This is a genomic window from Streptomyces sp. NPDC028368 (genome assembly GCF_055565615.1).
In genome coordinates this window covers 190,113-215,116 of record NZ_JBVHTY010000015.1, presented here as the reverse complement: position 1 = coordinate 215,116, position 25,004 = coordinate 190,113, and the positions used below count along the sequence as shown (strand labels likewise).

At 68.7% G+C, this 25,004-nt stretch carries 28 protein-coding genes; 12 read left to right on the top strand and 16 right to left on the bottom strand.

From position 1 onward, the window contains the following. Positions 1-60: 60 nt before the first annotated feature. Together ACZ4S3_RS30735 and ACZ4S3_RS30730 are read right to left on the bottom strand one after the other, a co-directional pair. On the bottom strand, positions 61-396 hold the full coding sequence (locus ACZ4S3_RS30735; RefSeq protein WP_467939915.1) for a hypothetical protein: 336 nt from the start codon (positions 394-396) through the stop codon (positions 61-63). Between the two features lie 33 nt (positions 397-429). Next, complete coding sequence (locus ACZ4S3_RS30730; protein ID WP_467939882.1) at positions 430-630, bottom strand: hypothetical protein; 201 nt, start codon at positions 628-630, stop codon at positions 430-432. A gap of 397 nt (positions 631-1,027) precedes the next feature. On the opposite strand from ACZ4S3_RS30730, the gene ACZ4S3_RS30725 reads away from it, so the two are divergent. Next, positions 1,028-1,909, top strand: a complete 882-nt coding sequence (locus ACZ4S3_RS30725) for a discoidin domain-containing protein (protein ID WP_467939880.1) — start codon at positions 1,028-1,030, stop codon at positions 1,907-1,909. Here the strand turns inward: ACZ4S3_RS30725 and ACZ4S3_RS30720 are convergent. Together ACZ4S3_RS30720 and ACZ4S3_RS30715 are read right to left on the bottom strand one after the other, a co-directional pair. After that, positions 1,901-2,767, bottom strand: coding sequence for a recombinase family protein (locus tag ACZ4S3_RS30720; RefSeq protein WP_467939911.1), 867 nt, complete (start codon positions 2,765-2,767; stop codon positions 1,901-1,903). The genes ACZ4S3_RS30725 and ACZ4S3_RS30720 overlap by 9 nt on opposite strands. Before the next feature lie 93 nt (positions 2,768-2,860). Beyond that, on the bottom strand, positions 2,861-3,052 hold the full coding sequence (locus ACZ4S3_RS30715; RefSeq protein WP_467939878.1) for a hypothetical protein: 192 nt from the start codon (positions 3,050-3,052) through the stop codon (positions 2,861-2,863). A gap of 140 nt (positions 3,053-3,192) precedes the next feature. Here ACZ4S3_RS30715 and ACZ4S3_RS30710 point away from each other — a divergent pair, with 140 nt between their 5' ends. Then, the gene (locus ACZ4S3_RS30710; protein ID WP_467939906.1) at positions 3,193-3,810 is read left to right on the top strand and encodes a flavin reductase family protein; all 618 of its coding nucleotides are present in this window, start codon (positions 3,193-3,195) and stop codon (positions 3,808-3,810) included. A gap of 320 nt (positions 3,811-4,130) precedes the next feature. Beyond that, positions 4,131-5,039 (top strand): endonuclease/exonuclease/phosphatase family protein, encoded by a 909-nt coding sequence (locus tag ACZ4S3_RS30705; RefSeq protein ID WP_467939876.1) that lies wholly within the window; start codon positions 4,131-4,133, stop codon positions 5,037-5,039. Here ACZ4S3_RS30705 and ACZ4S3_RS30700 read toward each other — a convergent pair. The 3 genes from ACZ4S3_RS30700 to ACZ4S3_RS30690 form a co-directional block, all read right to left on the bottom strand. After that, positions 4,969-5,274, bottom strand: a complete 306-nt coding sequence (locus ACZ4S3_RS30700; RefSeq protein ID WP_467939874.1) for a DUF2277 domain-containing protein — start codon at positions 5,272-5,274, stop codon at positions 4,969-4,971. The two genes, ACZ4S3_RS30705 and ACZ4S3_RS30700, sit on opposite strands and share 71 nt — an antisense overlap. Positions 5,275-5,322: 48 nt before the next feature. Continuing rightward, positions 5,323-6,096: an alpha-ketoglutarate-dependent dioxygenase AlkB family protein gene (locus ACZ4S3_RS30695; RefSeq protein WP_467939872.1), complete on the bottom strand. Its 774-nt coding sequence runs from the start codon at positions 6,094-6,096 to the stop codon at positions 5,323-5,325. Positions 6,097-6,409: 313 nt separating this feature from the next. After that, a complete protein-coding gene (locus ACZ4S3_RS30690; RefSeq protein WP_467939870.1) occupies positions 6,410-7,549 on the bottom strand; it encodes a PQQ-dependent sugar dehydrogenase in 1,140 nt (379 codons plus the stop codon). Between the two features lie 644 nt (positions 7,550-8,193). On the opposite strand from ACZ4S3_RS30690, the gene pqqA reads away from it, so the two are divergent. The 6 genes from pqqA to ACZ4S3_RS30660 all read left to right on the top strand — a co-directional run bounded on the left by pqqA (position 8,194) and on the right by ACZ4S3_RS30660 (position 12,776). Beyond that, positions 8,194-8,337: a pyrroloquinoline quinone precursor peptide PqqA gene (gene pqqA / locus ACZ4S3_RS30685; RefSeq protein WP_467939868.1), complete on the top strand. Its 144-nt coding sequence runs from the start codon at positions 8,194-8,196 to the stop codon at positions 8,335-8,337. Between the two features lie 10 nt (positions 8,338-8,347). Beyond that, positions 8,348-9,406, top strand: a complete 1,059-nt coding sequence (locus ACZ4S3_RS30680) for an MBL fold metallo-hydrolase (protein ID WP_467939866.1) — start codon at positions 8,348-8,350, stop codon at positions 9,404-9,406. Continuing rightward, positions 9,403-10,170 carry a pyrroloquinoline-quinone synthase PqqC gene (pqqC, locus tag ACZ4S3_RS30675; RefSeq protein ID WP_467939864.1) on the top strand — a complete coding sequence of 256 codons (768 nt, stop codon included), beginning with the start codon at positions 9,403-9,405 and terminating at the stop codon, positions 10,168-10,170. The genes ACZ4S3_RS30680 and pqqC overlap by 4 nt, the downstream gene beginning before the upstream one ends. Next, the gene (gene pqqD / locus ACZ4S3_RS30670; RefSeq protein WP_467939862.1) at positions 10,167-10,427 is read left to right on the top strand and encodes a pyrroloquinoline quinone biosynthesis peptide chaperone PqqD; all 261 of its coding nucleotides are present in this window, start codon (positions 10,167-10,169) and stop codon (positions 10,425-10,427) included. Before pqqC ends, pqqD begins: the two co-directional genes overlap by 4 nt. Then, positions 10,424-11,563, top strand: coding sequence for a pyrroloquinoline quinone biosynthesis protein PqqE (pqqE, locus tag ACZ4S3_RS30665; RefSeq protein ID WP_467939860.1), 1,140 nt, complete (start codon positions 10,424-10,426; stop codon positions 11,561-11,563). Before pqqD ends, pqqE begins: the two co-directional genes overlap by 4 nt. Before the next feature lie 187 nt (positions 11,564-11,750). After that, the gene (locus ACZ4S3_RS30660; RefSeq protein WP_467939858.1) at positions 11,751-12,776 is read left to right on the top strand and encodes a chitinase; all 1,026 of its coding nucleotides are present in this window, start codon (positions 11,751-11,753) and stop codon (positions 12,774-12,776) included. Between the two features lie 441 nt (positions 12,777-13,217). Here ACZ4S3_RS30660 and ACZ4S3_RS30655 read toward each other — a convergent pair whose 3' ends face one another. From ACZ4S3_RS30655 to ACZ4S3_RS30645, 3 genes are all read right to left on the bottom strand, one after another. Then, the gene (locus ACZ4S3_RS30655; RefSeq protein ID WP_467939856.1) at positions 13,218-13,373 is read right to left on the bottom strand and encodes a hypothetical protein; all 156 of its coding nucleotides are present in this window, start codon (positions 13,371-13,373) and stop codon (positions 13,218-13,220) included. Between the two features lie 374 nt (positions 13,374-13,747). Continuing rightward, positions 13,748-14,125: a VOC family protein gene (locus ACZ4S3_RS30650; RefSeq protein ID WP_467939854.1), complete on the bottom strand. Its 378-nt coding sequence runs from the start codon at positions 14,123-14,125 to the stop codon at positions 13,748-13,750. 251 nt (positions 14,126-14,376) lie between these two features. Beyond that, positions 14,377-15,693: a serine hydrolase domain-containing protein gene (locus ACZ4S3_RS30645; RefSeq protein ID WP_467939852.1), complete on the bottom strand. Its 1,317-nt coding sequence runs from the start codon at positions 15,691-15,693 to the stop codon at positions 14,377-14,379. Positions 15,694-15,936: 243 nt separating this feature from the next. Between ACZ4S3_RS30645 and ACZ4S3_RS30640 the strand changes: the two genes are divergently transcribed. Further along, on the top strand, positions 15,937-16,167 hold the full coding sequence (locus ACZ4S3_RS30640) for a DUF6296 family protein (RefSeq protein WP_467939850.1): 231 nt from the start codon (positions 15,937-15,939) through the stop codon (positions 16,165-16,167). 257 nt (positions 16,168-16,424) lie between these two features. On the opposite strand, the gene ACZ4S3_RS30635 is transcribed toward ACZ4S3_RS30640, so the two are convergent. From ACZ4S3_RS30635 to ACZ4S3_RS30610, 6 genes are all read right to left on the bottom strand, one after another. After that, positions 16,425-16,649, bottom strand: coding sequence for a hypothetical protein (locus tag ACZ4S3_RS30635; RefSeq protein ID WP_467939848.1), 225 nt, complete (start codon positions 16,647-16,649; stop codon positions 16,425-16,427). A gap of 124 nt (positions 16,650-16,773) precedes the next feature. Beyond that, positions 16,774-17,496: an aspartate/glutamate racemase family protein gene (locus ACZ4S3_RS30630; protein WP_467939846.1), complete on the bottom strand. Its 723-nt coding sequence runs from the start codon at positions 17,494-17,496 to the stop codon at positions 16,774-16,776. Between the two features lie 29 nt (positions 17,497-17,525). Further along, positions 17,526-18,110: a DUF416 family protein gene (locus tag ACZ4S3_RS30625; RefSeq protein WP_467939844.1), complete on the bottom strand. Its 585-nt coding sequence runs from the start codon at positions 18,108-18,110 to the stop codon at positions 17,526-17,528. A gap of 42 nt (positions 18,111-18,152) precedes the next feature. Next, the gene (locus ACZ4S3_RS30620; RefSeq protein WP_467939842.1) at positions 18,153-19,442 is read right to left on the bottom strand and encodes a cytochrome P450 family protein; all 1,290 of its coding nucleotides are present in this window, start codon (positions 19,440-19,442) and stop codon (positions 18,153-18,155) included. A gap of 323 nt (positions 19,443-19,765) precedes the next feature. Further along, positions 19,766-20,482 carry a hypothetical protein gene (locus ACZ4S3_RS30615; protein ID WP_467939902.1) on the bottom strand — a complete coding sequence of 239 codons (717 nt, stop codon included), beginning with the start codon at positions 20,480-20,482 and terminating at the stop codon, positions 19,766-19,768. A 364-nt stretch (positions 20,483-20,846) separates the two neighbouring features. Then, positions 20,847-22,136, bottom strand: a complete 1,290-nt coding sequence (locus tag ACZ4S3_RS30610; protein ID WP_467939840.1) for an ATP-binding protein — start codon at positions 22,134-22,136, stop codon at positions 20,847-20,849. Between the two features lie 852 nt (positions 22,137-22,988). Here ACZ4S3_RS30610 and ACZ4S3_RS30605 point away from each other — a divergent pair. Further along, positions 22,989-23,948, top strand: a complete 960-nt coding sequence (locus ACZ4S3_RS30605; RefSeq protein WP_467939838.1) for a hypothetical protein — start codon at positions 22,989-22,991, stop codon at positions 23,946-23,948. Between the two features lie 130 nt (positions 23,949-24,078). Next, on the top strand, positions 24,079-24,765 hold the full coding sequence (locus ACZ4S3_RS30600) for a class F sortase (RefSeq protein WP_467939836.1): 687 nt from the start codon (positions 24,079-24,081) through the stop codon (positions 24,763-24,765). Positions 24,766-25,004: the final 239 nt, after the last annotated feature.

Here is a 25,004-nt window from a genome sequence, read left to right as displayed (position 1 = left end):
CGGCCCGCTGGGCATCAGTTACCGACAACGGCGGGATCTTCGGTCCAGGACGACTCACACTCAACCAACGACGAAACTCCGACTCAGGTCACTAGTGCTGGATTCCTCTTTCGCTGGGTATATGTGCTGGTGGCGGGGTGGTTGCGAGTGCTCGGGGCGGGTGCTGGTCGATGGTGTTACGGGCACGGCCGGGCAGTGACGATGACGAGCTTGCGGTGATCCGGCGGTTGACACGGGCGCGGAAGGCTCCGCGGGGTCTGGTGATGGGGGCGCGGATGGTGGACCTGAGCTGGGCCGGGTTCCGGCATTCAGGTCGGCGAGTTCGGCCAGGGTTTTGTTGGCGACGGCGCCGGAGCCGTCCGTCAGGGCCGCAAGATCGGTTGGGCGGTACAGCACAGGGATGCCGTCCTTGGTCGCCTGCACGCTCAGTCACTCCCCGTCCACCCCGGCCTTCAGGGACCGGCCAATGGCCAGCAGGGTGTTCCCCGGGGCATCACCTGTGCCCGCGCGGTGCGCGATGACCAGCGGCTTCGCCCTTGCCTTCACCGTGTTGGCGCCATCAGCCCGTGCGGATGCCGAGATGCTCGCCGTAAGCATGGGAACGGCGCAGGCCAGCACGGTGACGGCCACGGCGAAGGCGTGTCTGCGAGGCAGGGAAGTTGCTCCGTTCGGAGAAGGGCGAAGGAGGGTGTGATGCTGCTGGCAGTCGGGCGTGAAGTGCCTGAGTGTTGCCTGCGCCATGCCCGTCTCCGGCGTCCGCACCACCTGCGGCCACACCGAAATCACCCTCGCCCACCCGGCCGCCAGCCCCAGGCCCCGCAGACAACCAGGACGCCGGCCCGTCGAACACCGAGAATGCGGCCGTCGAACGACCGACGGGGCTGACGCGGCCGCTCCGTGAGGTCACTACGAATCGGCCGAAGTGCCTGGTCGTCATCAGGAACTCCACCCGAGACGGATATCGTCACTCAGACAAAGCCGCACATGGCATGAACACTTCGCATTTACATACCCAGAGGAGACTGTTGTGTCATTGGAGAAAGATGAGGCCATTGTGGCGTTACCGAACAACGCGGCACATGGCATCTCCCAGGCGGGAGGCCCCGATCTCGCCGTGGGCAAGCCGATGGTGGCGAGCAGCTCCAGTCAGGACCACGGCCCGGACAAGGCCGGTGACGGGCTGCTGCATACGTGGTGGCAGTCTGCGTATGCGGCCCCGTACCCCCAGTGGATCCAGGTCGACCTCGGGTCCCGGCGCACCGTGTGCCGGCTCGTGCTCAAACTGCGGGACGACTGGATTCCACGGAATCAGACGCTGAGCGTGGAGGGCAGCGTGGACGGCTCGACGTTCACTCCGATCGTCGCCTCGGCAAGCTACGCCTTCGCTCCCCATGCGACCGTCGAACTCCCCGCGACCATGGCCCGCTACATTCGGCTGGTATTCACGGCGAACTCCGGCCCCGTGGCCGCCGACGGGGCGGGGCAGCTCTCCGGTTTCGAGGTGTACGGCCTGGCCGCCGGTGAGGCCAGCAGGGCGGGCAGGACGTACGTGAAGATGGGGAAGTCCCGCGACTTCGTGGGCACCGTCCATCTGTACTTCCAGGGCGACCTCAGCTGGGACGGCGAGGGCGGCTACACCATCGACGGCAAACTGGATGCCTCAAGCGGTCGCGAAGCGCGCCGTGCCACCGTATGGCTTGAGCACGGCGGTGAGAGCGAGTCGTGGAAGAAGTCCGAAGAAACGGAAACTGCTTGGGGCCGCAGTGGGGTCCTGCGGATCAAGCTTTCCGGAAAGCTTGCCCTGGGGGAAAAGCTGGAACTGCGTCTCGGTACGTGGCAGACCGGCCTGATGGGCATCGGAAGCACTGAGTACACCGACACCCAGCAGTACGAAATCTCCTCACCATGATGCGGAACCCGCCTGCTCGGTGATGTAGAGGTGTGAGCCGCGCGGGCCGGTCAGCCGGGTGGGATGTGCTGCAACGGGGGCGCGCCTGAGCACCGAGGAGAACTCGGCGAAGGCGCCCCCGTCTACCAGCAGGACCACATCGGCGCGGACACCCAGAAGCGCCGCCGACTCGTACCGAACCACCAAGGGACGCTTGTCAACGGCCAGTTCGTTCCTGGTGGCTGCTGTCAGTGAACCTTGACAAACCTGCCATTCGAACTGGACCTGGGACCAGAGCTTGGGAGTGACGATGGGTTCCCACGTCCCCAGCAACGGGCGCCCCTCGTCGTCAAAGAGGACCAGGGACCAGCCGTCCCCGGCCGTGGCAGTTTGCACTCGGTGCTTGCCGGCGTAGGAGACCATGCCCGCGTAGCGGGGATTGCGGAGCATCTTGGCGATGCTGTAGGCCGATTCCCCCGACATGAAGTCCTGGAAGATCCGGACGACGACGTCGGCCTCGTCCGGGACAAGCTGCCCCTTACGCTCACCCTTGCGGACCCAGCCGTACGCGATGCGGCCCTGGGCGATGCCGTTCTGGGCGGCAGAAAGATGCTGACGGGCGATGCGGCGGGTGGTGTCCTCGGAGGGCTTGAGCGCCATCACGCACATCATGCGGGCCATGTGGCGGTCGCTGTCGTTGATGAGGTTCATGCGGCCGCCGGTGGCGCCGGTGACCGGACGCTTGACGTACTCGACGATGTCGATGAGGTCTTCGAGATCCCGGGGCTGGCGGACGAGCCGGTCAAGGTCATAGAAGATCACGCCATCGATGACGCCATTGGCCGGGTCGGCGAGGAGCTGGCGGAATTCGGGGCGCAGGACGATCCAGTCGATGGAGCCGTCGGGCTTGATGACCTTGCGCTTCTTGAAGGCCGAGGTGTCGGTCTCCCGGTAGACCTTCGCAAACGCGCCTCAGCGCAGGCGGGTCCTGGAGTCCTCGGCGTCTTCGAGCTGGCGGTCGACGTCGGCTTCGAGCCCGAAGCGGTCGGAGGAGATACGGAGATAGGCGCCTGGCCGTTTGGGGGCGTAGGCGGCGAGGTGGTCGTAGAGGTTGAGGGTGACCTGGCCCCCACGGGCGTGTGCGGGGACGTCGAAGTCCTCCATACGGTCACGGCTGTCGTCACGGTGTCGGCTCCTGGTGCTGGTCGGCTCCGATACCGGGCACTTTCCGTCGCACTCAGGGGTTTGGGGGTGCCATGGATCCGCTGTGGGATCCGCGGCCGCCCGTGTGGATACTGATCACCATGCGTACCGACTTTGATCCCGCTGACATGACCCGTAACGAGTTCTACAAGCTCCTGACCTCGGTGGTTGTCCCGCGTCCGATCGCCTGGGTGTCGACCTACGACCCATATAGTGATTCAGCGAACCTTGCCCCGCACTCCTTCTTCAGCATCGCCAGCGTGGCGCCGCCCGTCGTGCAGTTCAGTTCTGTCGGTCGGAAGGACACTCTGCGGAACATCGAGGCCACCGGGCAGTTCGTGGTGTGTTTTGCGCCGGAGGGGCTGGACCGGCAGATCAATGACAGTGCTACGGATTTTCCGCATGGTGTGAGTGAGTTCGAGGCGGCGGGGATCGCTTCCGAGCCGAGTGCGCGGGTGAAGCCGCCGCGGGTGGCGGAGTCGCCGGTGGCGCTGGAGTGCGAGGTGCACAGCACGCTGGGGATCGGGGACTCCACGGTCGTTTTCGGGCGGGTGGTGCATGCCGTGGTGTCGGACGATGTGCTGGTCGACGGGCATCCTGAGATTTCCCGGCTCCGGCCGTTGTCGCGCCTGGGCAAGGATGAGTGGGGCGCGGTCGCCGGCCTGCGGGAGATTTCCCGTATCCGGCATGCGGAGTGGCAGGGGCCTGCCGGGCAATAGTGAGCCGGAGGTTTCAAGTCGGTTCTGTTCGGAGCCACTTCCGGCTCACGGAGGTGTTCGAGACTCTGCGGTGATGGTGTCGGTGTGGGCCGGCGCAATGGGTGAATGGAGTCGCTGTGAACGACCTTGTCCCCGTCGTCCGGGAGTCTCTCGAGTCCGAGTCCGAGTCCGAGTCCGAGTCCGAGTCCGAGTCGGAGTCCGGGTTCAGCTCCGAGTCTGTGATCAACTCCGACTCGGAGTTGGAGTTCGGGTCCGTCTTGGCGTCCGCGTCCACCTCCGGGACCGCGTCCACCTCCGGGACCGCGTCCACCCCCGGGGCCGTGTCCGCCTCGCGGGCCGTGGTGGCGGCGTTCAGTCGGCGGTTTGCGCTGCGGGCGGTGGCTGCGGGGGCGGTTGCCGTACCGGTGACGGCGTACGGGGCCGGGGCTGCGCACGCCGCCACCGACGGTGGGCGGGGGCTGCGGGTGATGACCTTCAACCTGCGGTACGCCTCCGACACTCGGCCGAATTCGTGGGCCGAGCGGCGTTCCGTGATGCGGTCGCTGCTGCGTCGCGAGGCCCCTCAGCTGCTCGGCACACAGGAGGGCCTCTACGGGCAGCTGCGCGATATCGCGGCCGATCTCGGTCCCCGTTACGACTGGGTGGGGACGGGGCGCGGTGGCGGAAGCCGGGATGAGTTTGCGGCGGTCTTCTATGATGTGCGGCGGCTTGCTCCGGTCGAGTACGACCATTTCTGGCTGTCCGACACGCCGTATCTGATCGGTTCGGCGACCTGGGGTAACACCGTCATTCGGATGGCGACCTGGGTCCGATTCCGGGATCTGCGTGCGGGGGGCGAGTTCTATGCGCTGAACACCCACCTTGATCACGCACACCAGTACTCGCGGGAGCGGTCCGCCGCGCTGATCACCGAGCGACTGGGGGCGCTCGATCCGTCACTGCCGCGGATCGTCACGGGCGACTTCAATGTCGCGGCACACAAGAACCCCGTGTACGAGGCGATGCTGGGTGGCGGGGGGCTCGTGGACAGCTGGGATGCGGCTGAGGAGCGGAGTGCCCAGTACGCGACATTTCATGGGTATCGGCCGCTTGTGCCGGACGGGGACCGGATCGACTGGATTCTCACGTCGGCGGGGGTGCGGACGCGGCGGGCCACCATCAATACGTTTTCCGAGCACGGGCAGTTTCCGAGCGATCACCTTCCGGTGCAGGCGTTGCTGGACTGGTGAGCCGGGCACTCAGTGCTGGCGGGGGGGCCGAACCGCGGATCTGGAGGTGGTCGAGGAGGTCCTGTGTCGCGGCCGCCACGGCGTCAACGGCGTGGTCGAAAACCTCGCGGTTGTGTGCGGCCGGCGCGCGGAATCCGGAGACCTTGCGGACGTACTGCAGGGCCGCGGCCCGGATGTCCTCATCGGTGACCTCGGGCGTGACGGGCGGGCGGAGAGTCTTGATGCTGCGGCACATGCCTCCAGTCTGCCCCTTGGCCCCCGAGTACGGACCGCGGCGTGCGGTTCAGTCGAGCCCGGTGACCCGCATCGTGATGTTGAGGCGGCCGCTGGTCAGGCCGGATTCCGGGTTGCAGGTTCCCGGCCGGACCTTGGGTACGCCGTGGTAGACGAAGCGGGACGGTCCACCGAAGACGAAGAGGTCCCCGGAGGCCAGCTCGATGTCCGTATACGGCTTGGTGCGTGTCTCGGTGTTCCCGAACCGGAAGACGCAGGTGTCGCCGATGCTCAGGGAGACGACCGGCGCGCCGGACCGTTCCTCCTTGTCCTGATGCATGCCGAGCTTCGCCTGCGCATCGTAGAAGTTGATCAGCGCGGTGTCGGGGGTGTAGTCGTCGCCGGCGGCCGCGTCCTGGTAGGCATCGACCAGTGCCCGACGGCCCAACTCCACCATCCAGTCAGGGAATTCGGGTACCCGAGCGCCGTTGACGTCATCGGCGGTACGGGTGTACGCGTACGGCTGCCAGTGCCAGCCGATGCACACCGTCTGGACGGACATCACACCGCCCCGGGGGAGCTTGGTGTGCCGGATCGGGGCCGGGCCGCGCGCCCAGCCGCGGCAGGCGGTGACGAGCTCGCGCTGCTGGGCCAGGGTCAGCCAGCCGGGGACGTGGACGGCGCCGGGGGCGAGCTCGCGGCGGGCTGGTCGTTCTTGGCCGGAGGGCGGCGAGGCTTCGGCGGCGGTGCCGTGTGCCGCATCGTCGGGCCCGGGGGTGCCGGAAAGCCCTGTGCGCGCCGCGAGCCCCTCGACGTCCTCGAAGCCGGGAAGTGGCGTGCTCATGTGCTCCTCGACCTGCCTCGTGGTCTCGTGGTCTCGTGGTTTCGTGGTCTCGTTGTCTCGATTTCCGCCCGGTGACTGCGATGCGAAGGCCCGTTTCACCGATCCGGTCGCTTCGCGTCGCGTCGCGTCGCTTCGTGCCGCGTCCGATCGCCGGTGTCGCGTTGTTCCTCGGTCTTCTCTTCAGCGTGCCACGAGGCGGTCCGTCATGGGGGCGGGAGCGGCCGATGGCCGACGATCGTCGGCCATCGGTCTTCAGCCACCAGCCACGGGCCCCCGCCGCCGGCTGCCCAGCGTGCCTACGCCCCCGGCCGCGCTACTTAAGGTCGATCCGGAACACCTTGTCGGAGCCGGCCCCGCCACCCCCGTTGCTGTCCGCGTTCGTCGTCGTCAGCCACAGGGAGTTCTTGCCGGGTACGGGCACGACCGTACGCAGCCGTCCATAGTCGTTGGTGTAGTACGCCTTGGGGGTGCCGGCCGTTGTGCCGTTGACCGGAATGCGCCACAGGCGTTCGCCGCGCAGCGCCGCCATATAGACGGCCCCGTCGGCGTACGCGACCGCGCTGGGTGAGGCTTCCTTGACCGGCCACTGGCGTTTGGGGTTGGTCATCCCGTCAGTGGAGCAGGTGCCCTCACACAGGGGCCAGCCATAGTTCTTGCCGGGCTCGATGAGATTCAGCTCGTCGTACTTACTGTCGCCCAACTCGCCTTCCCACAAGTGTCCTTGGGCGTCCCAGGTGATGCCCTGCGGGTTGCGGTGGCCGTAGGAATAGACCAGGGAGTGGAACGGATTGCCCGGTGCCGGTTTGCCGTCTGGGGTCATCCGCAGGATCTTGCCGTTGAGCGACTCCCTGTCCTGCGCCAGATCGGGGGTCTGCGCTTCGCCGGTGGTGGCGTAAAGGAAGCCGTCCGGTCCGAAGGTGATGCGTCCGCCGTTGTGGTACTTGTTCTTCTTGATGCCGTTGACCAGCACCTTGTAGTCGCTGAGCCGGCTGCCGTCGAAGGTCATCCGGGCGATGCGGTTGCCCTCCGAGGCCGTGTGCATCACATAGATGTAGTGGTTGGTCTTCCAGGACGGCGATACGGCGATGCCGAGCAGCCCGCCCTCGCCGCCCGTGGTGACGACGTCGGGGACCGTGCCGACCTGCTTCTTCGTGCCGTCCTGCGCGAGTGTGTAGACCTTGAACGCGTCGCGCTCGGTGATCAGGGCGGAGCCGTCGGGGAGCCAGCTGAGGCCCCAGGGGATGGACCAGCCCGACGAGATCGTCTGGGGAGTCCCGGGGATCGAGGCGGGGGTGGCGCTCCCCGGTCCCTTCAGTTCCTTCGGCCCCTTCGGTTGCTTGGTGGTGGCGCCACCGGTACCGGCGGCCGAGACGAGAAGTCCGACGGCGAGGGCGGTGGCGGCCGCCACGGTGAGCGTGGTGTGACGTGCGGCTCTGCTGGTGCGGGTGCGCATGGGGGTCCTCCGGTCAGAAGGCATGACGGGGCGTTCCCTCGGGGCGAGCATCAGCGGCGCCGGGCTGATAGGAAAGTTTCCTGTCTGTCTCTCTGTTGGCGGGAACGTACTGCGCTCACGGGTGCGGGTCAAGGGGCGGAGGTGGGAGGTATCTCCGGTTCCGTTAAAGGGAGTTGAGCATTTCGATGACCCTCGCTCTGTGGGTTTCCTGCGCAGGAATCCGTAGTGAGCAGGGGGATTGTGTTTGCGGGAGGCCCGAGGGCGAGCCGCTGTCGCACCATAGGTCGGAGCATTTTTGTTCTGCCCCATTGACCGGGACCCCGCGGCTGGGGATTCTGCAAAGCGACACAAGGCAACACCACGCAACGTGGTCGATGAACCGCCGACGGCCGGCGCCCCCTGGGACCGTTGGCGAGCGGACCGCAGCCGCAGTCCCTTCCTTCGCAGTGCGAGCAAGAACGATGCGGTCATGCCCTTGTAAGCCAGGTCATGCCCTCGTGCATCAGGTCATGCCCTCGTACAGGAGGTTATGCCCTCCTACAGCAGTTACGTGCCCCGGTCAGGGGCCGTTGAGCAAGGGCCGGCAGGCAATGAGCCCACGGCCACAAACACCCACGAAAGGCTGGCCCCGTATGAACGACGCGATGGAGCAGAGCTCCCACACCGCCGACATCCCCCAGCACTCCCTCTCCGCCCCGTCCGGCGAGCAGACCTCCTGGAAGACGCCGGATTACACGGTGATCGAGACCGCGCTCGAGGTCACCGCCTATTCCCTGACCGCCCGCTGACCGCCCCGCCGTGCTGCTGCACGTGCTCGGCACCGCGGCGGGTGGCGGAGTGCCCCAGTGGAACTGCGCGTGTCCCGGGTGTTCCGGGGCGCGCGCCCACCCCGCCCGGCGCCGCCGCCATGCCTCGCTCGCCGTACGGGCCGACGACGCTCGCTGGTATCTGATCAACGCCACTCCCGACCTCGCCGACCAGATGGAGAGCACGCCGGCACTGCACCCGGGCCCCGAGGTGCGCCGCACGCCCGTGGCAGGCCTGGTACTCACCGACGCCGAACTCGACCACACCCTGGGCATCGCCCGGCTCCGTGAGGCCGACCGCATCGAGATCCTGGCCACCGCCCCCGTCCGCTCCGCGCTACGGGAACGGGCGCACCTGGACGACATCCTCATGCCGTACACCGACCTCGTATGGCGGGAATTGGGCCCTCGGCCGGTGCCGTTGTGCGAGGGGTCCGACGTCGAGATCAGCGCGATCCCGGTCTCCGGCAAGCGGCCCCGTTACGCGGCTGTCTCCGCTACGTCGTCCAACGCCGCCGGCAACACCTCCTCCAACGTCTCCTCCAACGGCTCCTCCAACGTCTCCTCCGACCTCTCCTCCGGCACCTCCGCCGACCTCTCCTCCGGCGTCTTCTTCCGTACCTCCTCCCACAGCTCCTCCCACACCTCCTCCCACACCTTCTCGCGCAGCGACCCGTGGGTGATCGCCCTCCGCCTGCACGACCGCCGCACCGGCGGCACCGCCGTCTACGCGCCCGCGCTCGCCGCCTGGTCCGACGCGTTCCAGGAGGCCCTGGCGGATGCCGACTACGTCCTGCTCGACGGCACCTTCTGGGACGACGAGGAGCCGCGCCGCAGCGGATTCTCCGCCCGAACGGCCACCGGCATGGGCCATCTGCCCATCGACGGACCGGACGGCACCGCCGAGCGGCTCGCCGCCTTCACCGCTCGCTGCTTCTACACCCACCTCAACAACACCAACCCCCTCGTCGACCCCGACGCGCCACAGCATCAGCGACTGGCCGCACGGGGCCTCGCGGTGGCCGCAGAAGGGATGGAGATCGCCCTATGAGTACGCCGTTCGAGGAGCGGCTGCGGTCCGTGGCGCGCGACAGCTACCACGACCGTCATCCCTTCAACATCCGTATGCATCAAGGCGAGTTGACGCCGGACGAGCTGCGCCGCTGGATCCGCAACCGCTTCCACTATCAGCGCCATATCCCGGTCAAGGACGCGCTGATCACCGCGAAGCTGCGCACACCGGAACTGCGCCGGATGTGGCTGCGCCGGATCCAGGACCACGACGGGCAGCAGCCGGGGGAGGGCGGCATCGAACGCTGGCTGCGGCTCGGCGAGGCGGCCGGGCTCGACCGGTTGCTGCTGTGGGACGAGTCGGGAGTGCTGCCGGGTGTACGGCTCGCGGTCGACGGCTATGTCAATTTCTGCCGGCTGGGATCCCCACTCGAAGCGATCGCCGCCTCGCTCACCGAACTGTCTGCCCCGGACATCATGACCACCAGGATCGACGCCTTCGAAAAGCACTACCGCTGGATCGACGCCGAGGGCCTGGCCTACTTCCGCGGCCGCCAGAGCCAGGGGCGACGGGACAGCAAGGAAGCGCTGGCGCTGGTCCTGGACTGGGCGCGGACGACGGCCGAGCAGGAGCAGGCGATCGCCGCGCTGACCTTCAAATGCCAGGTGCTGTGGGCGCTGCTGGACGCGGTCGAGCTGGGGGAGCGGCCATCGAGAGACCGGTCGTCGGGAGACCGGCCATCGGGAGACGGGTCTTCGGGAGACCGGCCGTCCGGAGACCGCTCTTCGGGAGACCGGCCATGACGGCGCGGTGGCGGCCCGTACTCGCCCCCGCCGTCCATCTCCGACACGACCGGGTGCGCGACACCGATCTGCTGCTTCTGCCCGAGCGCGTCGTGGTGCTCGAGGGCAGTGCGGGCGTCGTACTGCGACTGTGCGACGGAGCGCGTGACGTGCCGCAGATCGTCGAAGTGCTGGGGCGTCGCTACCCCGACGCACCGGTGGCGGACGAGGTGCCGGACTTTCTCAGCCGGTTACGGGAGGAGGGCTGGCTGCGATGACGCAACCCGCCGGGTCCTCTCCACCGCCCCGCCCCTGGGCGCTGCTGGCCGAGCTCACCCACCGCTGCCCGCTGCACTGCTCGTACTGCTCCAATCCACTTGAACTCACTCTCAGATCAGCGGAGTTGACGACTTCGCAGTGGGAGGAAGCGTTTCGTCAGGCAGGCGACCTCGGCGTGGTCAGCGCGCATCTCTCCGGTGGTGAGCCGCTGCTGCGTCCGGACCTGGCGGCGATCGTCGCGGCCGCCGACGCCGCCGGGATCCATACCCAGCTCGTCACCAGCGGCGTCGGCCTCGGCAAGGCGCGGCTCGGCCGGCTGATCGACGCCGGGCTGCGCAGCGTGCAGCTGTCCGTCCAGCATGCCGATCCGAACGCCTCCGACCTGATCGCCGGTCGCCCCTCCTTCGCCGGCAAGGAACGAGCCGCCGGCATGGTCCGCGACGCCGGGCTGCCCCTCGGCCTCAATGTCGTCCTGCACCGCCACAACCTCGACGCCCTGGACGCGCTCATCGATCTCGCGCCCGCCTGGGGCGCGGACCGTATCGAGCTCGCCAACACCCAGTTCTACGGCTGGGCACTACGCAACCGCGCCGCCCTGCTGCCCTCCCGCGAGCAGCTCGCCGCGGCGGAGGAGATCGTACGGCGCCGCCGCGCGGAACTGGCCGACGACCGGATCGAGGTGGTCTGGGTCGTACCCGATTACTTCGACGGCAACGCCAAACCCTGCATGGGTGGCTGGGGCGCCATCTCGCTCACCATCACTCCTGACGGTACCGTCCTGCCCTGCCCGGCGGCCGCGGCCATTCCGGATCTCAACGCGCCCAACGTCCGCGAGCACCGCCTGGAGTGGATCTGGAGCCGCTCCCAGACCTTTCACCGTTATCGAGGCACCGAGTGGATGCGCGAGCCATGCCGGAGCTGCGACCTGCGGGAGAAGGACTTCGGCGGCTGCCGCTGCCAGGCGTTCGCGCTCACCGGCGACGCGGCGGCCACCGACCCCGCCTGCCGACTCTCCCCGGACCACCGTCTCCTGCGCGACCTGGTGGACGCCCCGCCCGAACCGGCCATCCAGGGGCTCGGCCAACCACGCAAGCCCGCCCGACGCGCCGCGGCGACCCCGGACGGTGCGGGATGAACGTCCTGGTCCTCCGATGACGTGGCGACCGGATCGCGAGACGGCTGACCTGCGCGGCCTGTGCGGCCTGTGCGGCACTTCTGGTGCTACGGCGTCTCGTCCACGCCGGCCCTGCCACCGAGCCGGCCCAGCCAACCCTACGAGCCCGCCCCTTCCACAACCCACTACCCCAGAGAGTTGCGATCCCATGACCCGACCCCACCGTTTGCGATCCCTTTCGATCGCACTCACCGCCTCCGCCCTACTGCTCGGCACCACAGGAGCCGCGGGCGCCACCGGCGCGACGACTTCACCGGAGTCCGCGCCCGCCGCCTCGCCGCGGGCGGCCGTCCCGATGGCCGCCGCGCCCTATGAATATCTGGGCTGGGGCAATCCGCAAAAGCCCGCCGACGTGATGGCGGCGACCGGCACCAAGTGGTTCACGCTGGCCTTCGTCCTCTCCGACGGCGGCTGCAACCCGAAGTGGGACGGGAGCCGCGCGCTGACGGGCGGCAGCGATGAGTCGGCGATCAAAGCGATACGTGCCAAGGGCGGCGATGTGGTCGTCTCGGCCGGCGGCTGGAGCGGTGCCAAGCTCGGCGAGAAATGCGGCAGTGCCGCAGCGCTCGCCGGTGCGTACCAGAAGGTGATCGACGCCTACCACCTCAAGGCGCTCGACATCGATATCGAGAACACCGAATTCACCAATGCCACGGTCCGCGAGCGCGTCATCGACGCCCTGAAAATCGTCAAGGCCAAGAATCCCGGCATCATCACCTACGTCACCATGGGCACCACCCCGAACGGACCCGACGCCAACGGCAAGGACCTCGTCAAGAAGGGCGCGGCGGCCGGTCTGGACAACGATGGCTGGATCGTCATGCCCTTCGACTTCGGCGGCCACAGCGGGACCATGGGACAGGCCACCCTCAGCGCACTGGAGGGCCTCACGTCAGCGGTCAAGAGCGCCTATGGATACGGGGATGCGGATGCCTACCGCCACATCGGCGTCTCGTCGATGAACGGCAGGACCGATGACGCCGGCGAGACCGTCACCCTGGCGGACTTCCGTACGATCCTGGCCTACGCCCAGCAGCACCACCTCTCCCGCTTCGCCTTCTGGTCGGTCAACCGCGACCGCCCCTGCGGCTCCGGCGATGACGGCGACAGCTGCAGTGGGGTGTCGCAGGCGCCGTACGCGTACACCAAGATCGTCGTCAAGTACGCGGGGTGAGAACGCCGGGTGGCGTGAGCGGGCGTGCTGCGCCGCCGACGCGGGCAGGTGGGGGCTCGGCATGCGCTCCCGATCAATTCGGGTGCCGGTGGTGCCGGCGGGGACTACGGTGGAACTCGTCCAGGTGCGAAGGCCGGGGTTACTTCCACTCCTAATGGGGCGGTTGCGGGTTCGAGTCCCGTCGTCGACTTCGAGTCGGCGTAGCTCAATTGGCAGAGCGCCAACGTTCCCCAGCCGCTGAGATCTCTGGACGCACGAAGGCACGAACGCGCGAAGGCCCTGCCGGGCCCCGCCCAGCGCGGGCGCTCCCGGCAGGGCCTTCGCGCATCGTTGCCTTCGTGCACCGTCGTCCGGCAACGTCTTCCTGCATCGTCTGCATCGTTCGGTTTCACGTGCCCGTGCAGATCTCGCGCCGCGGCGCCCGAGGAAGGGCAGGCAGGCCTACGCCGCCTCAACCACCTCTGAGCGCACCGCCGTCGTCCAGATCTCCAGCAGCACCGCATACTCCGCCATGTCCTGCGCCGTCCACGCCAAGCCGTGCCGGGTACGCACAAATCGCCGGATCGATTCGTTGGCCTCGGACGCAGGAGTAGGCACCCCGGAAGGGGGAGAAGGAGTTGGGGACATGTGAGACATGCTAGGGGCAGTCACTGACAATTCGTCACCCGTGTGCGCCCGTCGTGCGCCCCCCTGCCCCCTCGCGCCCCCGCCCCTCCGCCACCCCCAACTCTCTGACCAGCAAGGACCATCGGCGGATCGTGCGCGCCTCGCTCTCTGCATGTGTCCAGTCCCACACGCTCCGCGTTCGCCCGATACCCGGTTTGCTGATCCACCCGTACGGCCCCCATGGGATCACCAACGGACCTTCGCTGGCACCAACGGACCTTCCTTGGCGCCAATGGACCTTCCATCGCACCCCGGACGGACGCCGGGGCCCCGACACCACCACATCACCACACCACCGCTCCACCTCACCGTAGGAACAGACAGAACGGGTGCCCGGCCGGGTCGAAGAGCACGCGGACGTCATCCTCCGGCTGTTCATGCGCCTGCTTTGCACCCAACGCGACCGCGTGCGCCCCGGCCTCGTCAAGGTCGTCGACCCGAATGTCGAGATGGAGCATCTTCTGCTGCTCCTGCGCCCGTTCCGGCCACACCGGCGGCCGGTACCCCGGCTCCGACTGGAACGAGAGCCCCGTACCGCCTTGCCGGGGCCTGAGCAGCACCCAGCCCGGTTCGCTGAATTTCACCTCCCATCCCAGCAGTTGCCGATAGAAGTCCGCGAGTACCTGAGCGTCCGGGCAGTCCACAACCACCGTCGCCAGCGAGAACCGAGGGCTCGCCCTCATGACCACTCCCCTCGTCACCGTCACGGCCGGGCATGCTGGTCCCCGCATCCGGCCCGAGTCCGACCCTGCCCCGGCAGACCACGCCCCGGCCAGTAGGCGTACATGCTGGCCGATATGGCTGACGAGGCGGTCGGCAGCCATTGTCAGTGGCCACCCGTACCGTGGTGCCCGTAACTATCCGAGCTGCTGGCGCTTCTCGGACCCGCCCCGTCCCCGTGACAGCGCACGGGGGCGGGGCCTTAGTCATCTGTCTACGGGAGCGGTGTCGTCACGGCGATGCCGTGCTGAGGACGGGGCTGCGGGAGGAGCTGTGGTGGTCCCGACTTGGGGCTTTGGTGCGTTCCGCACAGCGCCTGAACGATATGGGTGTCCATGGCGGCATCGATCGGGCCGAGCTTGGGCCGGCCGTTCGTGTCGAGCTTTTGGTAGCGCGTGAGGTTGAAGCCGAGGGATATCTGACGGCGGCCGTCGGCGCTGGACAGTGACCAGGTCATTGCCCCGAGCACCAGGCCGTTGTGTCCCCAGAATTCTCCGCAGGGAAGCTTCGTGCTGAACAGGCCCAGGCCGTAGCGTGCGGTACTTCCCTCGATCGGCACCGTGGTCTTCATCTGGTGCAGCTGGGCGGAGGGCAGGAGTTTGCCGCCCAGCAGCGCGCCGTAGAAGCGGTTCAGATCGGGCATGGTCGAGACCAGCGAGCCGGCCGTCCCGGCCCAGGAGAGGTTATAGACGCTGAATTCATGCGGGGGGTGGAAGCCGCCGTACGCGGCTTCGTACATCTTGGCGTGCGGGCCGGTGAGGTACGGCGAGGTCGGGAAGTAGGTGTCCCGCAGTCCTGCCTTACGGATGACGTGTTCGGTGATGTAGCGCTCCGGAGCCTCGCCGGTGACCTTGCGCAGGAGGAGCCCGGCGAGGATGTAGTTGGTGTTGGAGTAGTGGTGAGCCTGGCCCGGCTTTCCCAGCGGCGTGGCCTTGAGGCCCAGCCGGGCCAGCTCCTCGGGATCGAACTGATGGAAGCGGTTGTTCTCCAGGCTCTCCGGTGTCGTGAAGATTGCGCCGCTGTAGTCGCCGATGCCGCTGGTGTGATTGAGCAGCATCCGGACGGTGACGGCCCGGCCGCGCTCTCCGGGGACGAAATCGGGCAGATAGCGGCCTATCGGCGCGTCGAGCTCGATGCGTCCTTTGCCTACCTGCTGGAGTACGGCGACCGAGGTGAAGGTCTTGGTGATGCTGCCGATGCGGTGCCTCATCTGTGGGGTGGTGGGGCGTCCGGAGTCGACGTCGGCGAGTCCTGCGGCGCCCTGCCACCGCTCGGAGTCGTCTCGCACCGCAGAGTAGGCGCCGTACATCCCCGCGTCATGGAACGCCTTGAGTGTCTTGTCCAGCGCCGCGCGATCGAGCCCGGCCCGGTCGGCGGTTGCCGTGACGGCGGCGTCGTCGACCGGCGTCGCGGGGGCCGGGACAGCCGAGGCGGGGAGGGCCGAGGCCGTGGGGATGGTCAGCGCGAATAAGACGGCCGTGGCGGTCCCGGCGAGCCGCATGTGGCGGCGGTTCGGGCGGGCGACAGACATGGTGGCTCCGTTGGTTCAAGGCCTGTGGCAGGCGGTCGATCTTCGGCGACTCCGATTCTTGCGGTGCGACGACCTCGAGCCGTCAACCCTCAGAACTACCTTGATCCCAGGCCCAGATGACAAATGTCAGGTTTACCGTCGTCGGCGATGGTCCAGTCCACTGTCCTCGCCGCACTCTCTCCTGAGGCGCGGCGGGCCTGTGTGGGCGACGATGGAACTGCAGAGTCATTGCGGGAGGCCCCGATGGATTACCCGGAACGCTATGAGCTGGTATTTCAGGCTCTCGCCGTGGAAGACGACGTGGTGGTCGTCCGGCGTACAGAGCAAGCGGGTGCGGGCGGGTATCCGGTCTACGAAGATGATTCGGGGATCGTACGCGCGGAGATCAGCGACCGGGGCGAGGTCCGGATGATTGCCAGCGGGGGGCATCAGGCACCTCGGACACCGCTGCTGGCCCGCCCGCTCTGCCCCTGAGCCCGGCTGTGGGCCGGGCCGGCGACGTGTGTGCGCGCTCGCGGCCGCCGCCATGAAAGGCGGTAGTACGAAGCCCCGGGGGCAGTGGACGGAAGCCGGGAGCTCGGAGTTCGGGGGCTTATAGCGCGGCGATGGTGGCCGGACTCGTGATCATGGCTTGATGCCCGGCTCCCGGCGCTGCGGGAGCAGGAGCAGCGCGGGCGCAGCGCCGGAGCAGTGCCCGTCCCGCTGCGCGGCGGGACGGGGCGGTGCGGCAGCTACAGGCTCCGCAGGTGGGGCCGGGGCCGGGGCGTCTCCGGGGCGGTGGGCTCTTCTTCCTCGGCGGGCTGTTCAGCGGAGGAAGAGGGGGCACCGGGCTCGTCGGCCGGGTCCGGCTCGGGGTCGGCGTTGTGTCCTTCGAGTACCGCCATGGCGCGTTCCAGCGTCTCTCCGGTGACCTGCATCCGGATTCTGGCCAGTCGTTCTAACTCGGTGTGCGACACCACGTCAGAGTACCCGGCAGAACTTCAAACCCCGCTCGAGGCCAAGGATTTGTCACGAAGAGGAGACGCTGGGGTGAATGGGGGAGGGGGCGCGGCGGACGAGGATCAAGGCAGCAGGCGACGGTCATGGAGTACCGGGCCGGCTGGGCGGCGAATCGTCGGCCAGCGCCCGGCTGACCGCTGCTTCGGCATGCAGCCGGGTGGTCGGAAAGACCGGCACCGGGCTGTCGTCCGCGCTGATCAGCAGCTCGATCTCGGTGCAGCCGAGCACGATGCCTTCGGCCCCGGCGGCGACGAGATCCTTGATGACAGCCTGGTACGCACGCCGGGACTCTTCGCGGACGATCCCGACGCAGAGCTCCTCGTAGATCACCTGGTGCACGGTGCTGCGCCCGATGGCGTCCGGAACGAGCACCTCCAGGCCGTGATCCGCGAGCCGGCCGCGGTAGAAGTCCTGCTCCATGGTGAAGGCGGTACCCAGCAGCCCGACGCGGCGCAGGCCGTTCGCGAGGACGGCGCTCGCGGTGGTGTCGGCGAGGTGCAGCAGCGGGATGGTGACCGCGGCGGCGACTTCGTCGGCGACCTTGTGCATGGTGTTGGTGCAGATCAGCAGCATGTCTGCACCGGCGGCCTGCAGCGCCTTGGCGGCATCGGACAGCACCCGGGCCGCCACGTCCCAGCGCCCCTCGGCCTGCAGCCGTTCGATCTCCGCGAAATCGACGGAGTACAGCACACATCGCGATGAGTGGAGGCCGCCCAGGCGCTCACGCGTCAGCTCGTTCAGCAGCCGGTAGTACTCCGCCGTCGACTCCCAGCTCATGCCGCCGAGCAACCCGATAGTCCGCATTGGGCCACTCTCGCACATTCGTATGCCTGCTATCCGTACGGGGGTGGCGGGGTCGGTCGCGGCGTGACGGCGTCCAGGTCGCGTAGTTGGTGGCGCACTTCCTCCTGGAGGGCGGCGTCGTGCCGACGCGTCCCGCGGGAGCCCCCGGTCTGCCGGGACGCGGCCAGGGCCGCCTCGCGCCCGTATCGGAGGCAGTGCAGTGCCTCTTGGACCTCGCCGTGGACGGAGACGTGGCAGGCGTTCGTCACCGCCGCCGCGGAACGCCAGGCGAGGTCTGCGAGGGGGCCGGGGCTGTCGGCGGCGATCTGAATCTGCTGGAAAGCGGCCAGCATGGTCGGGAGCGTGACGGGCGTTCCGTCGTCCAGCTTCCGCCAGACGCCGTCCAGCGCCCGGCCGAGCACATGAGGGTCGCCCTCGCCGGTCTCGGCGTGGAAGCGCAGGAAGTGCGGCAGCAGACGAGCGGCGGTCAGCGCGGCGAGGGTGGCGCGGGCCTCGGCGGGCAACTCGGTGAGGCGGGCCGTCAGGCGGGCGGTCAGGCGGCGCTCTTCGTGGAGATGCCAGTCGCGGTGCCAACTGATGAAGTCGTCGCCTTCGTTGTTCGCGCTGCTGTCCATGGTGGGCATCGTCCCCCCCCGTGCCGGCCGGGCAGGGCCGGTCTAGTCCTCAGGCCCGGCCATCCAACGGATCGGCAGCTGCTCCGTTCCCCGGATGAGCATCCCGGTGCGCCAGGTGAGAGCCTGCGCATCGCAGTCCAGGGCGAGGTCGGGGCAGCGGTCCAAGAGGGCGCGCACGGCGATGCGTGCCTCCAGGCGGGCCAGCGGAGCGCCGAGGCAGAAGTGGATACCGTGGCCGAAGGCTGCGTGCCCGCGGGGCTCGCGGGTGATGTCGAAGTCGTCGGCGGCGGCGAAGCGTTCGGGGTCGCGGGAGGCGGAGGCCAGGACGACCAGTACGGCTTCCCGCGCGGGAATGACCGTGCCGTCGATCTCCACCGGCTCCGCGGTGAAGCGCCAGGTGGCCGTCTCCACCGGACCGTCGTAACGCAGCATCTCCTCCACGGCGTTGTCCAGGAGGGAGTCGTCGGCGCGCAGGGCGGCCATCTGGGCGGGATGCTGGAGCAGGGCGCGCACTCCGTTGGAGATGAGGCCGACGGTCGTCTCGTGGCCGGCGACCAGCAGGAGGAACGCCATGCCGACCAATTCGTCGCGGGAGAGCCGGTCGCCGTCCTCGTCGCTCGTGCGGATCAGGGCGCTGAGCAGGTCATCGCCGGGTGCGTTTCGTTTGTGATCGATGAGGCCGATGAGGTACTCGGCCATCGCGCGAGTGGCCTCGAGTACGGCTTCCGGGCCGGTCGGCGCGATGATCTCGTGCGACCACGCGCGAAAGGTGTCCCGATCGAGGAAGGGAACGCCGATCAGTTCGCAGATAACGGTCATGGGCAAGGGGAAGGCGAGCGCGTCCACCAGGTCGGCACGTCCGTCCGGGGCGGCGAGCATCGAGTCGAGCAGCTCGTCGGTGATCTGCTGGACGCGCGGGCGCAGCGCCTCGATGCGGCGCGAGGTGAACTCCCGGGCGACCAGCTTCCGCAGCCGGGTGTGGTGCGGCGGGTCGGCATCCAGCATGTTCGTGAACAGCGGCGATTCGTCGGTCTCCGGGCTCCACATCCCGGTGGCGCGCCAGTCCTTGCGAAGTCGAGGGTCGGTGAGCGCGGTCCGGACCGCTTCGTGGCCGACGATCAGCCACGCCTCTTGGCCTTCGGCGATCCGTGCACGGTGGACGGCCCCTTGGGCACGCAGCTTGGCGTAGTAGGGGTACGGGTCGGCGCGGAAGTCCGTTCCGTACGCGACCAGGTCGACAACTTGAGGGCGCTGCGGGTTCTCCGAATTCTGCGGAACCTCCGGACGCTGCGGAACCTCCGGAATGTGCGGACTCTTCGGAGTCTCCGGCATGTGTTGCCCCACCCTCTTGCGCTCTTCACGACCACTGGTTGGCGACGTTTCAGCAGGCTGGCGGGCCGGCATCCCGGCCCTGCGCGTCAACGCTGCTGTCGCCGTCACGGTCACCGTACGGACGGCCCGGGTATCCGTCATCGGCCGATCGGAGGAGCCGGACCCGGCCCTCGTCCTCCATTCGCAGTGCCTGATTCCCCGTTCCCTCCTTCCTAGGGTGGGTCCGGATGCCGACGGCCGGATGGGCGTGGGGCGGTGCCGGCGTGCTTGCCCGGCCCCACGCCCGTGGTTCGGTCAGGCCGCCTCTCCGTGTCTTTCTCTGCCTATCTCACGCGCTCGATCCGGGCGTGGCGGATAAGAAACTTTCCGGGCTCACGTACCTGCTCGAAGGCGGCATTGTTGAGCAGCACGCAGCTGCCCGATGCCGAAGTGACGGAAACTGTCGTCGACTTGTCGTTGTCCAGATTCGTCACCTTCAATGTGGTGCCTGGGGGAAATTGGTTGCTGGTCGCTGCTGGTGCGCCTCCCTCGCCGGAGAGGGTGACCGTCGAGCCGGGGCAGACGATGTCGTTGGCGCTGGGCTGTGCGGGGGCCTGGCCTTGGTCACCCGATCCGGTGGGCGGGTCTTGCGGGGGCGTCGTCCCCTGGGCAGGCGGCTCCGTCGAGGCAGACGGGTCCGTCGAGGCAGACGGGTCCGTCGAGGCAGACGGGTCCGTCGATCCGGGTGGTGTGGGGGTGGCGGGCCCAGGGGGCGTGTTGTCGCCGTTGCCGCCGGCGCACCCGGCCGCCTTCTGTTGGACCTCGATCTGTGCGATCACGGCTTTACGGTTGGCGATCCGGGCGGCCGACTGCGCGTCCGGATTGGCCTCCTGCGCGGCGATGAACTTCTGGTTGTTGTTCAGTGCGGTGGCCAGTCCGTCGCACGCCGCCGATGCATGGCCGGTGCCTGTCATGGCGACAGCGATGCCACCGACCATTGCCGCGGAACTGATGAAAATGGCGATCTTCTTGCCCTGGCCGATCCTTCTCTTTCGGGACACGCACAACTCCAGTCCTCGGTGGTGAACCCTTGGCTCGGGTTCGATACCGCCCAGTACGGTGGGGAATTGCGGCCCGTTTCAACGCCGGATCGAAATTATCCGAGGATGCCAAATCCGGGGTGCCGGCGGTCTGTTGCAGGTCCCCGGTACTGTCCGTTGGTCAGGAGTGCGGGCCGGCGTCGTTGGGGCGATGATGGGGCGTCAGGTCGTCTTCGCCGTCGAGCGGGCCGGCACGCCGCCCGCCGCGCGCGGCAGCGATCTCGCCGCGCCGTTCTGCGGGTGCGGGTGCGGGTGCGGGTGCCGGTACCGGTGGCCGTGCCGGCACCCGGCGCCGGCGTCGGGCCCGGCCACGTATCGGGCCCCGTCAGCAGCGCGCGTGCGCAGTGATGTCCGCGTCGAATTCGTCGATCATCGCCGGTGTGACGGTCGGCCGGCACTGGGCGATCGCGGCGAGATAGTCCTCGGTGCTCGCCCCGAGCCGCCCCTGGGCGCCCGCGCCGAGGCCGATCGATTCCAGGTCCCGTTCGAACGAAGCCTGGGCGGCCACCCGGGCGGCGTGCTCGATGTCGGCCGGCGTGAACAGTTCGCTGGCCGCCACCAAAGCCGTCACATCGACATCGGTCCGTCCGTTCGTATAGCGGGACCAGATCGCCGAGCGGGCGGCCTTGTCGGGTGTGCCGATGGGGATCAGGTAGTCGAAACGGCCGGGGCGCAGGAAGGCCGGGTCGAGTGAGCGGATGGAGTTGGTCGCACACACCAGCAGCCGCTCGTCCCGCTCCCGGAACCCCGGTATGAGCTTGAGGAGTTCATTGGTCACCCCGTGCAGTCCGCCCGGCTGCGCCGGTTCGGCGCGCACCGGAGCGATCTCCTCGACCTCATCGATGAAGACCAGCACCCGCTCCAGCTCCGCGATACGGGCGAACGCGCTGCGCAGGGCCGCCGCGAGGTTGCCCTCGTCGGCCAGCCGGGACGGCAGCAGCTCGACGAACGGCCAGCCGAGCTTGGCCGCGATACCCCGCGCGAACGTCGTCTTCCCCGTCCCCGGCGGACCGAACAGGGCGATCGCCCGCGGAGGCCGTACTCCGTGCCGGGCGGCCCGCTCCGGCTCCGCCAGCGGCAGCACGACACGCCGTTCGATCAGGTCCTTCTCCGTCTCCATGCCGGCCACCTTGGCCCACAGATCGGCGGGCAGGAACCGTCCGCCGAGGTCTTCCAGGAGGGTGGCGGCGGGGCCGTGGTGCGGCTCGACCTTCTCGAAGTAGGCCACGGCGGGCTGCCGCGTATAGCCCGCGTTGAGCAGCCCCTCGCCCAGGAGGTCCTCCTCGGGGAGTACGTACGCGATGCGGCTCACCCGCGCGGCAATCAGCCGCCGCTCCAGCTCCACCAGCAGTGCACTCGCCAGCCCCCGGCCACGCCACGCCGACGAGATGGCGATCCGCATCACCCAGCCACGCTCACCCGCCACGCAGGCGAGCGCCGTACCGATGGGCACACCCTGGTGGACGGCCACCACGGCGGGCTGCCGGGAGCTCAGCGCGCTGATGCACTCGGCGAGTGAGAACACCGACTCCTGCCCGAGTTCGGCCGTGGAGTCGATCAGGTGGACCACTGCAGCGAGATCGTTCTCGCGGTAGTCGTGGATCAGCCAGTTCACCGGTACCGCCCCTCGTTGGTGATGTTGCAGCGAGGCTAGGGGCGGCGGGGGACCGGGGCCCGCTCCACCTTGCACAAACCGGAGGGGCAACCTCTACGTTCCGTATGTAGCCAGATCTCTTCCGTGCCGGACGGCCCGCTTGAGTGGAGATGGGCGCCCTGGAGGGTAATGGCCGATACGAGGCCGTTCGGGGGCAAATGGGAGCGGCGATCCGGCGCCGGCGAGCTCGCGCGGAGGTTCCATCCATCCGCTGTGGGTGCCTCTGGGGCAGTGCAACTCTCATACGATTCAAGGGAGTTGGAGTCATGACCTCAGACCCCGGAATGCGAGCCCTGGGTCGGAGTCGCTCGCAGGAGACGCCAACTGGGCCTTAGTGCAGCCCAGTTGGGAATCGCTACGGATACCCGTCGCGTGCCGGCCCCCGTCCGGCGCGCCCGCCCGTCCTCCGATCCAGGTCCCGCCCCGAGCCCGGACCGGTCCCGCCTCCGACTCGGGACACGGCCCCGGGCGGCCCCGCCGCGCCGACATCCGCCCTTCCTCCCGCCTCCCCGTCGCCCTCCCCGCCGCCCTCGCTCCTCACTCACCGTCACGGTTCCGCCCCCATCCCCCCTTCTGTCCGCCATCTGGGAACCCCGCTACACCGTCGCGACGGCGACACGCCGGAGGGGCACACCATCCAACGGGTGATAAACCGGGCCTTAGCCACCCGAAAAGCGGACGTTGTACCCCGAATGCGGCGTTCTCCGGTGGTGCGGAGCCGTGATCTGGCTGACGTTGATCACGTCGCAATTGCGTCCCGTGAGCCGATGACGAGTCGGCCTTCGCAGTGGCGATGTGAAAGGACAGGTCTCCATGCGCACTGCTCGCACGCTGTTCGCCTCGGCCGCCGTCACCGCGGTCCTGGCCATCACTACTCCCGCCGCCCAGGCCATCACCGTGATGGGCGACGACGGCGGATCTTCCAGCAGCCGTGACCACAACGGGCGCGGCGACCACGACCACGGCCGTGGCGGCGACCACGGTGGCCGCGACCACGGCCGTGGCGGCGGCCACGACGGTGGCGGCTACGGCCGCGGTGGCGACAACCAGAAGCCGTCCGGTGGTGTGCGCACCGGTGGCGGCGCACTCACCGCACTCACCAACGACTGGGGTGGCGGCGACGGTGGCGGCTACGGCGGGTACGGCGGTGGCGGCCGCGACCACGGCCGCGGCGGCGACCACGGCGGCCGCGACCACGGTCGTGGCGGCGGTCACGACGGTGGCGGTCGCGACGGTGGCGGTCGCGACGGTGGCGGCTACGGTCGCGGTGGCGACCACGGCGGCCGCGACGGTGGTCGCGGTGGCGACAACCAGAAGCCGTCCGGTGGCATGCGCACCGGTGGCGGCGCCATGGCCAAGATCATCACCAAGGAAGGCGGCGGCGACGGTGGCGGCTGGGGTCGCGGTGGCGACCACGGCGGTCGCGACCACGGTCGTGGCGGCGGTCACGACGGTGGCGGTCGCGACGGAGGCGGTCGCGACGGTGGCGGCAACGGTCGCGGTGGCGACCACGGTGGCCGTGACCACGGCCGCGGTGGCGGTCACGACGGTGGCGGCTACGGTCGCGGTGGCGACCACGGCGGTGGCGGCTACGGGCGCGGTGGCGACAACGGCGACAGCCGTCGGCCGTCCGGTGGCGTCCACACCGGTGGTGGGGGCATGGCCCTCTCCGGCAGCAGCCTGGCCGCCGGCTCGGTGCTGATGCTCGGTGGTCTCGGTGCCGGGGTGTATGTGCTCCGCCGCCGGAACGCGTCGGGGAACGCCGCAGCCTGATCCGGCTGCGCCCCACACAGTTCGCTGTGCTGTCGCGGCCACCGTCGCAGATGGATGGTGGTCGCGACGACTGCCGTTCCGCCGCTCGCTCCAGTCCTTGCCGACGCTCGTTCATGAAAGGCAGCGCTCCATGGCCGACCAGCAGTCGACCCAGTCGCACCCACCCCGGACCGCGCCCGGGGCCGGCCTCCTCAGCCGTCGGCTGATGTGGCCTGCCGGGGCGTTCCTCCTGGGAACCCTGCTCGTCTACAACTCCATAGACACGCCCGCCGACCCCAAGGCGCAGCAGCCCCGCCCCGCGGTGGCCACTGCCAGGGCCGGCGGCTCCATCCCCAGATCCAGTCCAGCGCTGGCCCGCTCCATACCGAAGCGGCTGTCGATCCCCGAGATCGCCGTCGACGCGCCCTTCACGCCGTTGTCGATCGGCCCGAAGGGACAGCTCAACGCGCCGCCCGGAGAGAACAGCAATCTGGTCGGCTGGTTCAGTGGCGGGGCGACACCCGGCGAGCGCGGTGCGTCGATCGTCGCGGGCCATGTCGACACCAAGACCGGACCGGCCGTGTTCCTGCAGCTCAGCTCGCTCAAGAAGGGCAGCAAGATCGTCATCACACGGACGGACGGAATCATCGCGACGTTCAAGGTCGACTCCGTCCAGACGTTCAGCAAGTCGCAGTTCCCCAACGATCAGGTCTACGCCGACACGCCGGACGCGCAGCTGCGCGTGATCACCTGCGGTGGTCCGTACAACAAGCGCGCCAAGGACTACGAGGACAACGTCGTGGTGTTCGCGCACCTCGACTCGTCAGCCCGTAAGTGAGCCGAGCGCGGAAGCCGGGGGCCGGTCCCGGACAAGGGACCGGCCTTCGGCGGGCGGCAATCGCGAGCGCCCGCACGAACATGACCGACGGCGCATCCACCAAAGGGCCGGCATCTGCCGAGGGACATCTGCCGGTGTGGCACCGTACGAATCCAGGACTCATGTGCAGGACTCAAGTGGGGGAGGAGGCAGGTCCGTGCCAAGAGCGCTCCGCTGAGACGCCGTGCGCCAAGGAGAGT

Excerpts from the sequence above, each read along its gene's own strand:
- ACZ4S3_RS30715 (WP_467939878.1), bottom strand. The coding sequence starts at position 3,052 with ATGGAGGACTTCGACGTCCCCGCACACGCCCGTGGGGGCCAGGTCACC.
- ACZ4S3_RS30710 (WP_467939906.1), top strand. The coding sequence starts at position 3,193 with ATGCGTACCGACTTTGATCCCGCTGACATGACCCGTAACGAGTTCTAC.
- ACZ4S3_RS30700 (WP_467939874.1), bottom strand. The coding sequence starts at position 5,274 with ATGTGCCGCAGCATCAAGACTCTCCGCCCGCCCGTCACGCCCGAGGTC.
- ACZ4S3_RS30695 (WP_467939872.1), bottom strand. The coding sequence starts at position 6,096 with ATGAGCACGCCACTTCCCGGCTTCGAGGACGTCGAGGGGCTCGCGGCG.
- ACZ4S3_RS30690 (WP_467939870.1), bottom strand. The coding sequence starts at position 7,549 with ATGCGCACCCGCACCAGCAGAGCCGCACGTCACACCACGCTCACCGTG.
- pqqA (WP_467939868.1), top strand. The coding sequence starts at position 8,194 with ATGGAGCAGAGCTCCCACACCGCCGACATCCCCCAGCACTCCCTCTCC.
- pqqC (WP_467939864.1), top strand. The coding sequence starts at position 9,403 with ATGAGTACGCCGTTCGAGGAGCGGCTGCGGTCCGTGGCGCGCGACAGC.
- pqqD (WP_467939862.1), top strand. The coding sequence starts at position 10,167 with ATGACGGCGCGGTGGCGGCCCGTACTCGCCCCCGCCGTCCATCTCCGA.
- pqqE (WP_467939860.1), top strand. The coding sequence starts at position 10,424 with ATGACGCAACCCGCCGGGTCCTCTCCACCGCCCCGCCCCTGGGCGCTG.
- ACZ4S3_RS30660 (WP_467939858.1), top strand. The coding sequence starts at position 11,751 with ATGACCCGACCCCACCGTTTGCGATCCCTTTCGATCGCACTCACCGCC.
- ACZ4S3_RS30650 (WP_467939854.1), bottom strand. The coding sequence starts at position 14,125 with ATGAGGGCGAGCCCTCGGTTCTCGCTGGCGACGGTGGTTGTGGACTGC.
- ACZ4S3_RS30645 (WP_467939852.1), bottom strand. The coding sequence starts at position 15,693 with ATGTCTGTCGCCCGCCCGAACCGCCGCCACATGCGGCTCGCCGGGACC.
- ACZ4S3_RS30640 (WP_467939850.1), top strand. The coding sequence starts at position 15,937 with ATGGATTACCCGGAACGCTATGAGCTGGTATTTCAGGCTCTCGCCGTG.
- ACZ4S3_RS30630 (WP_467939846.1), bottom strand. The coding sequence starts at position 17,496 with ATGCGGACTATCGGGTTGCTCGGCGGCATGAGCTGGGAGTCGACGGCG.
- ACZ4S3_RS30625 (WP_467939844.1), bottom strand. The coding sequence starts at position 18,110 with ATGGACAGCAGCGCGAACAACGAAGGCGACGACTTCATCAGTTGGCAC.
- ACZ4S3_RS30620 (WP_467939842.1), bottom strand. The coding sequence starts at position 19,442 with ATGCCGGAGACTCCGAAGAGTCCGCACATTCCGGAGGTTCCGCAGCGT.
- ACZ4S3_RS30605 (WP_467939838.1), top strand. The coding sequence starts at position 22,989 with ATGCGCACTGCTCGCACGCTGTTCGCCTCGGCCGCCGTCACCGCGGTC.
- ACZ4S3_RS30600 (WP_467939836.1), top strand. The coding sequence starts at position 24,079 with ATGGCCGACCAGCAGTCGACCCAGTCGCACCCACCCCGGACCGCGCCC.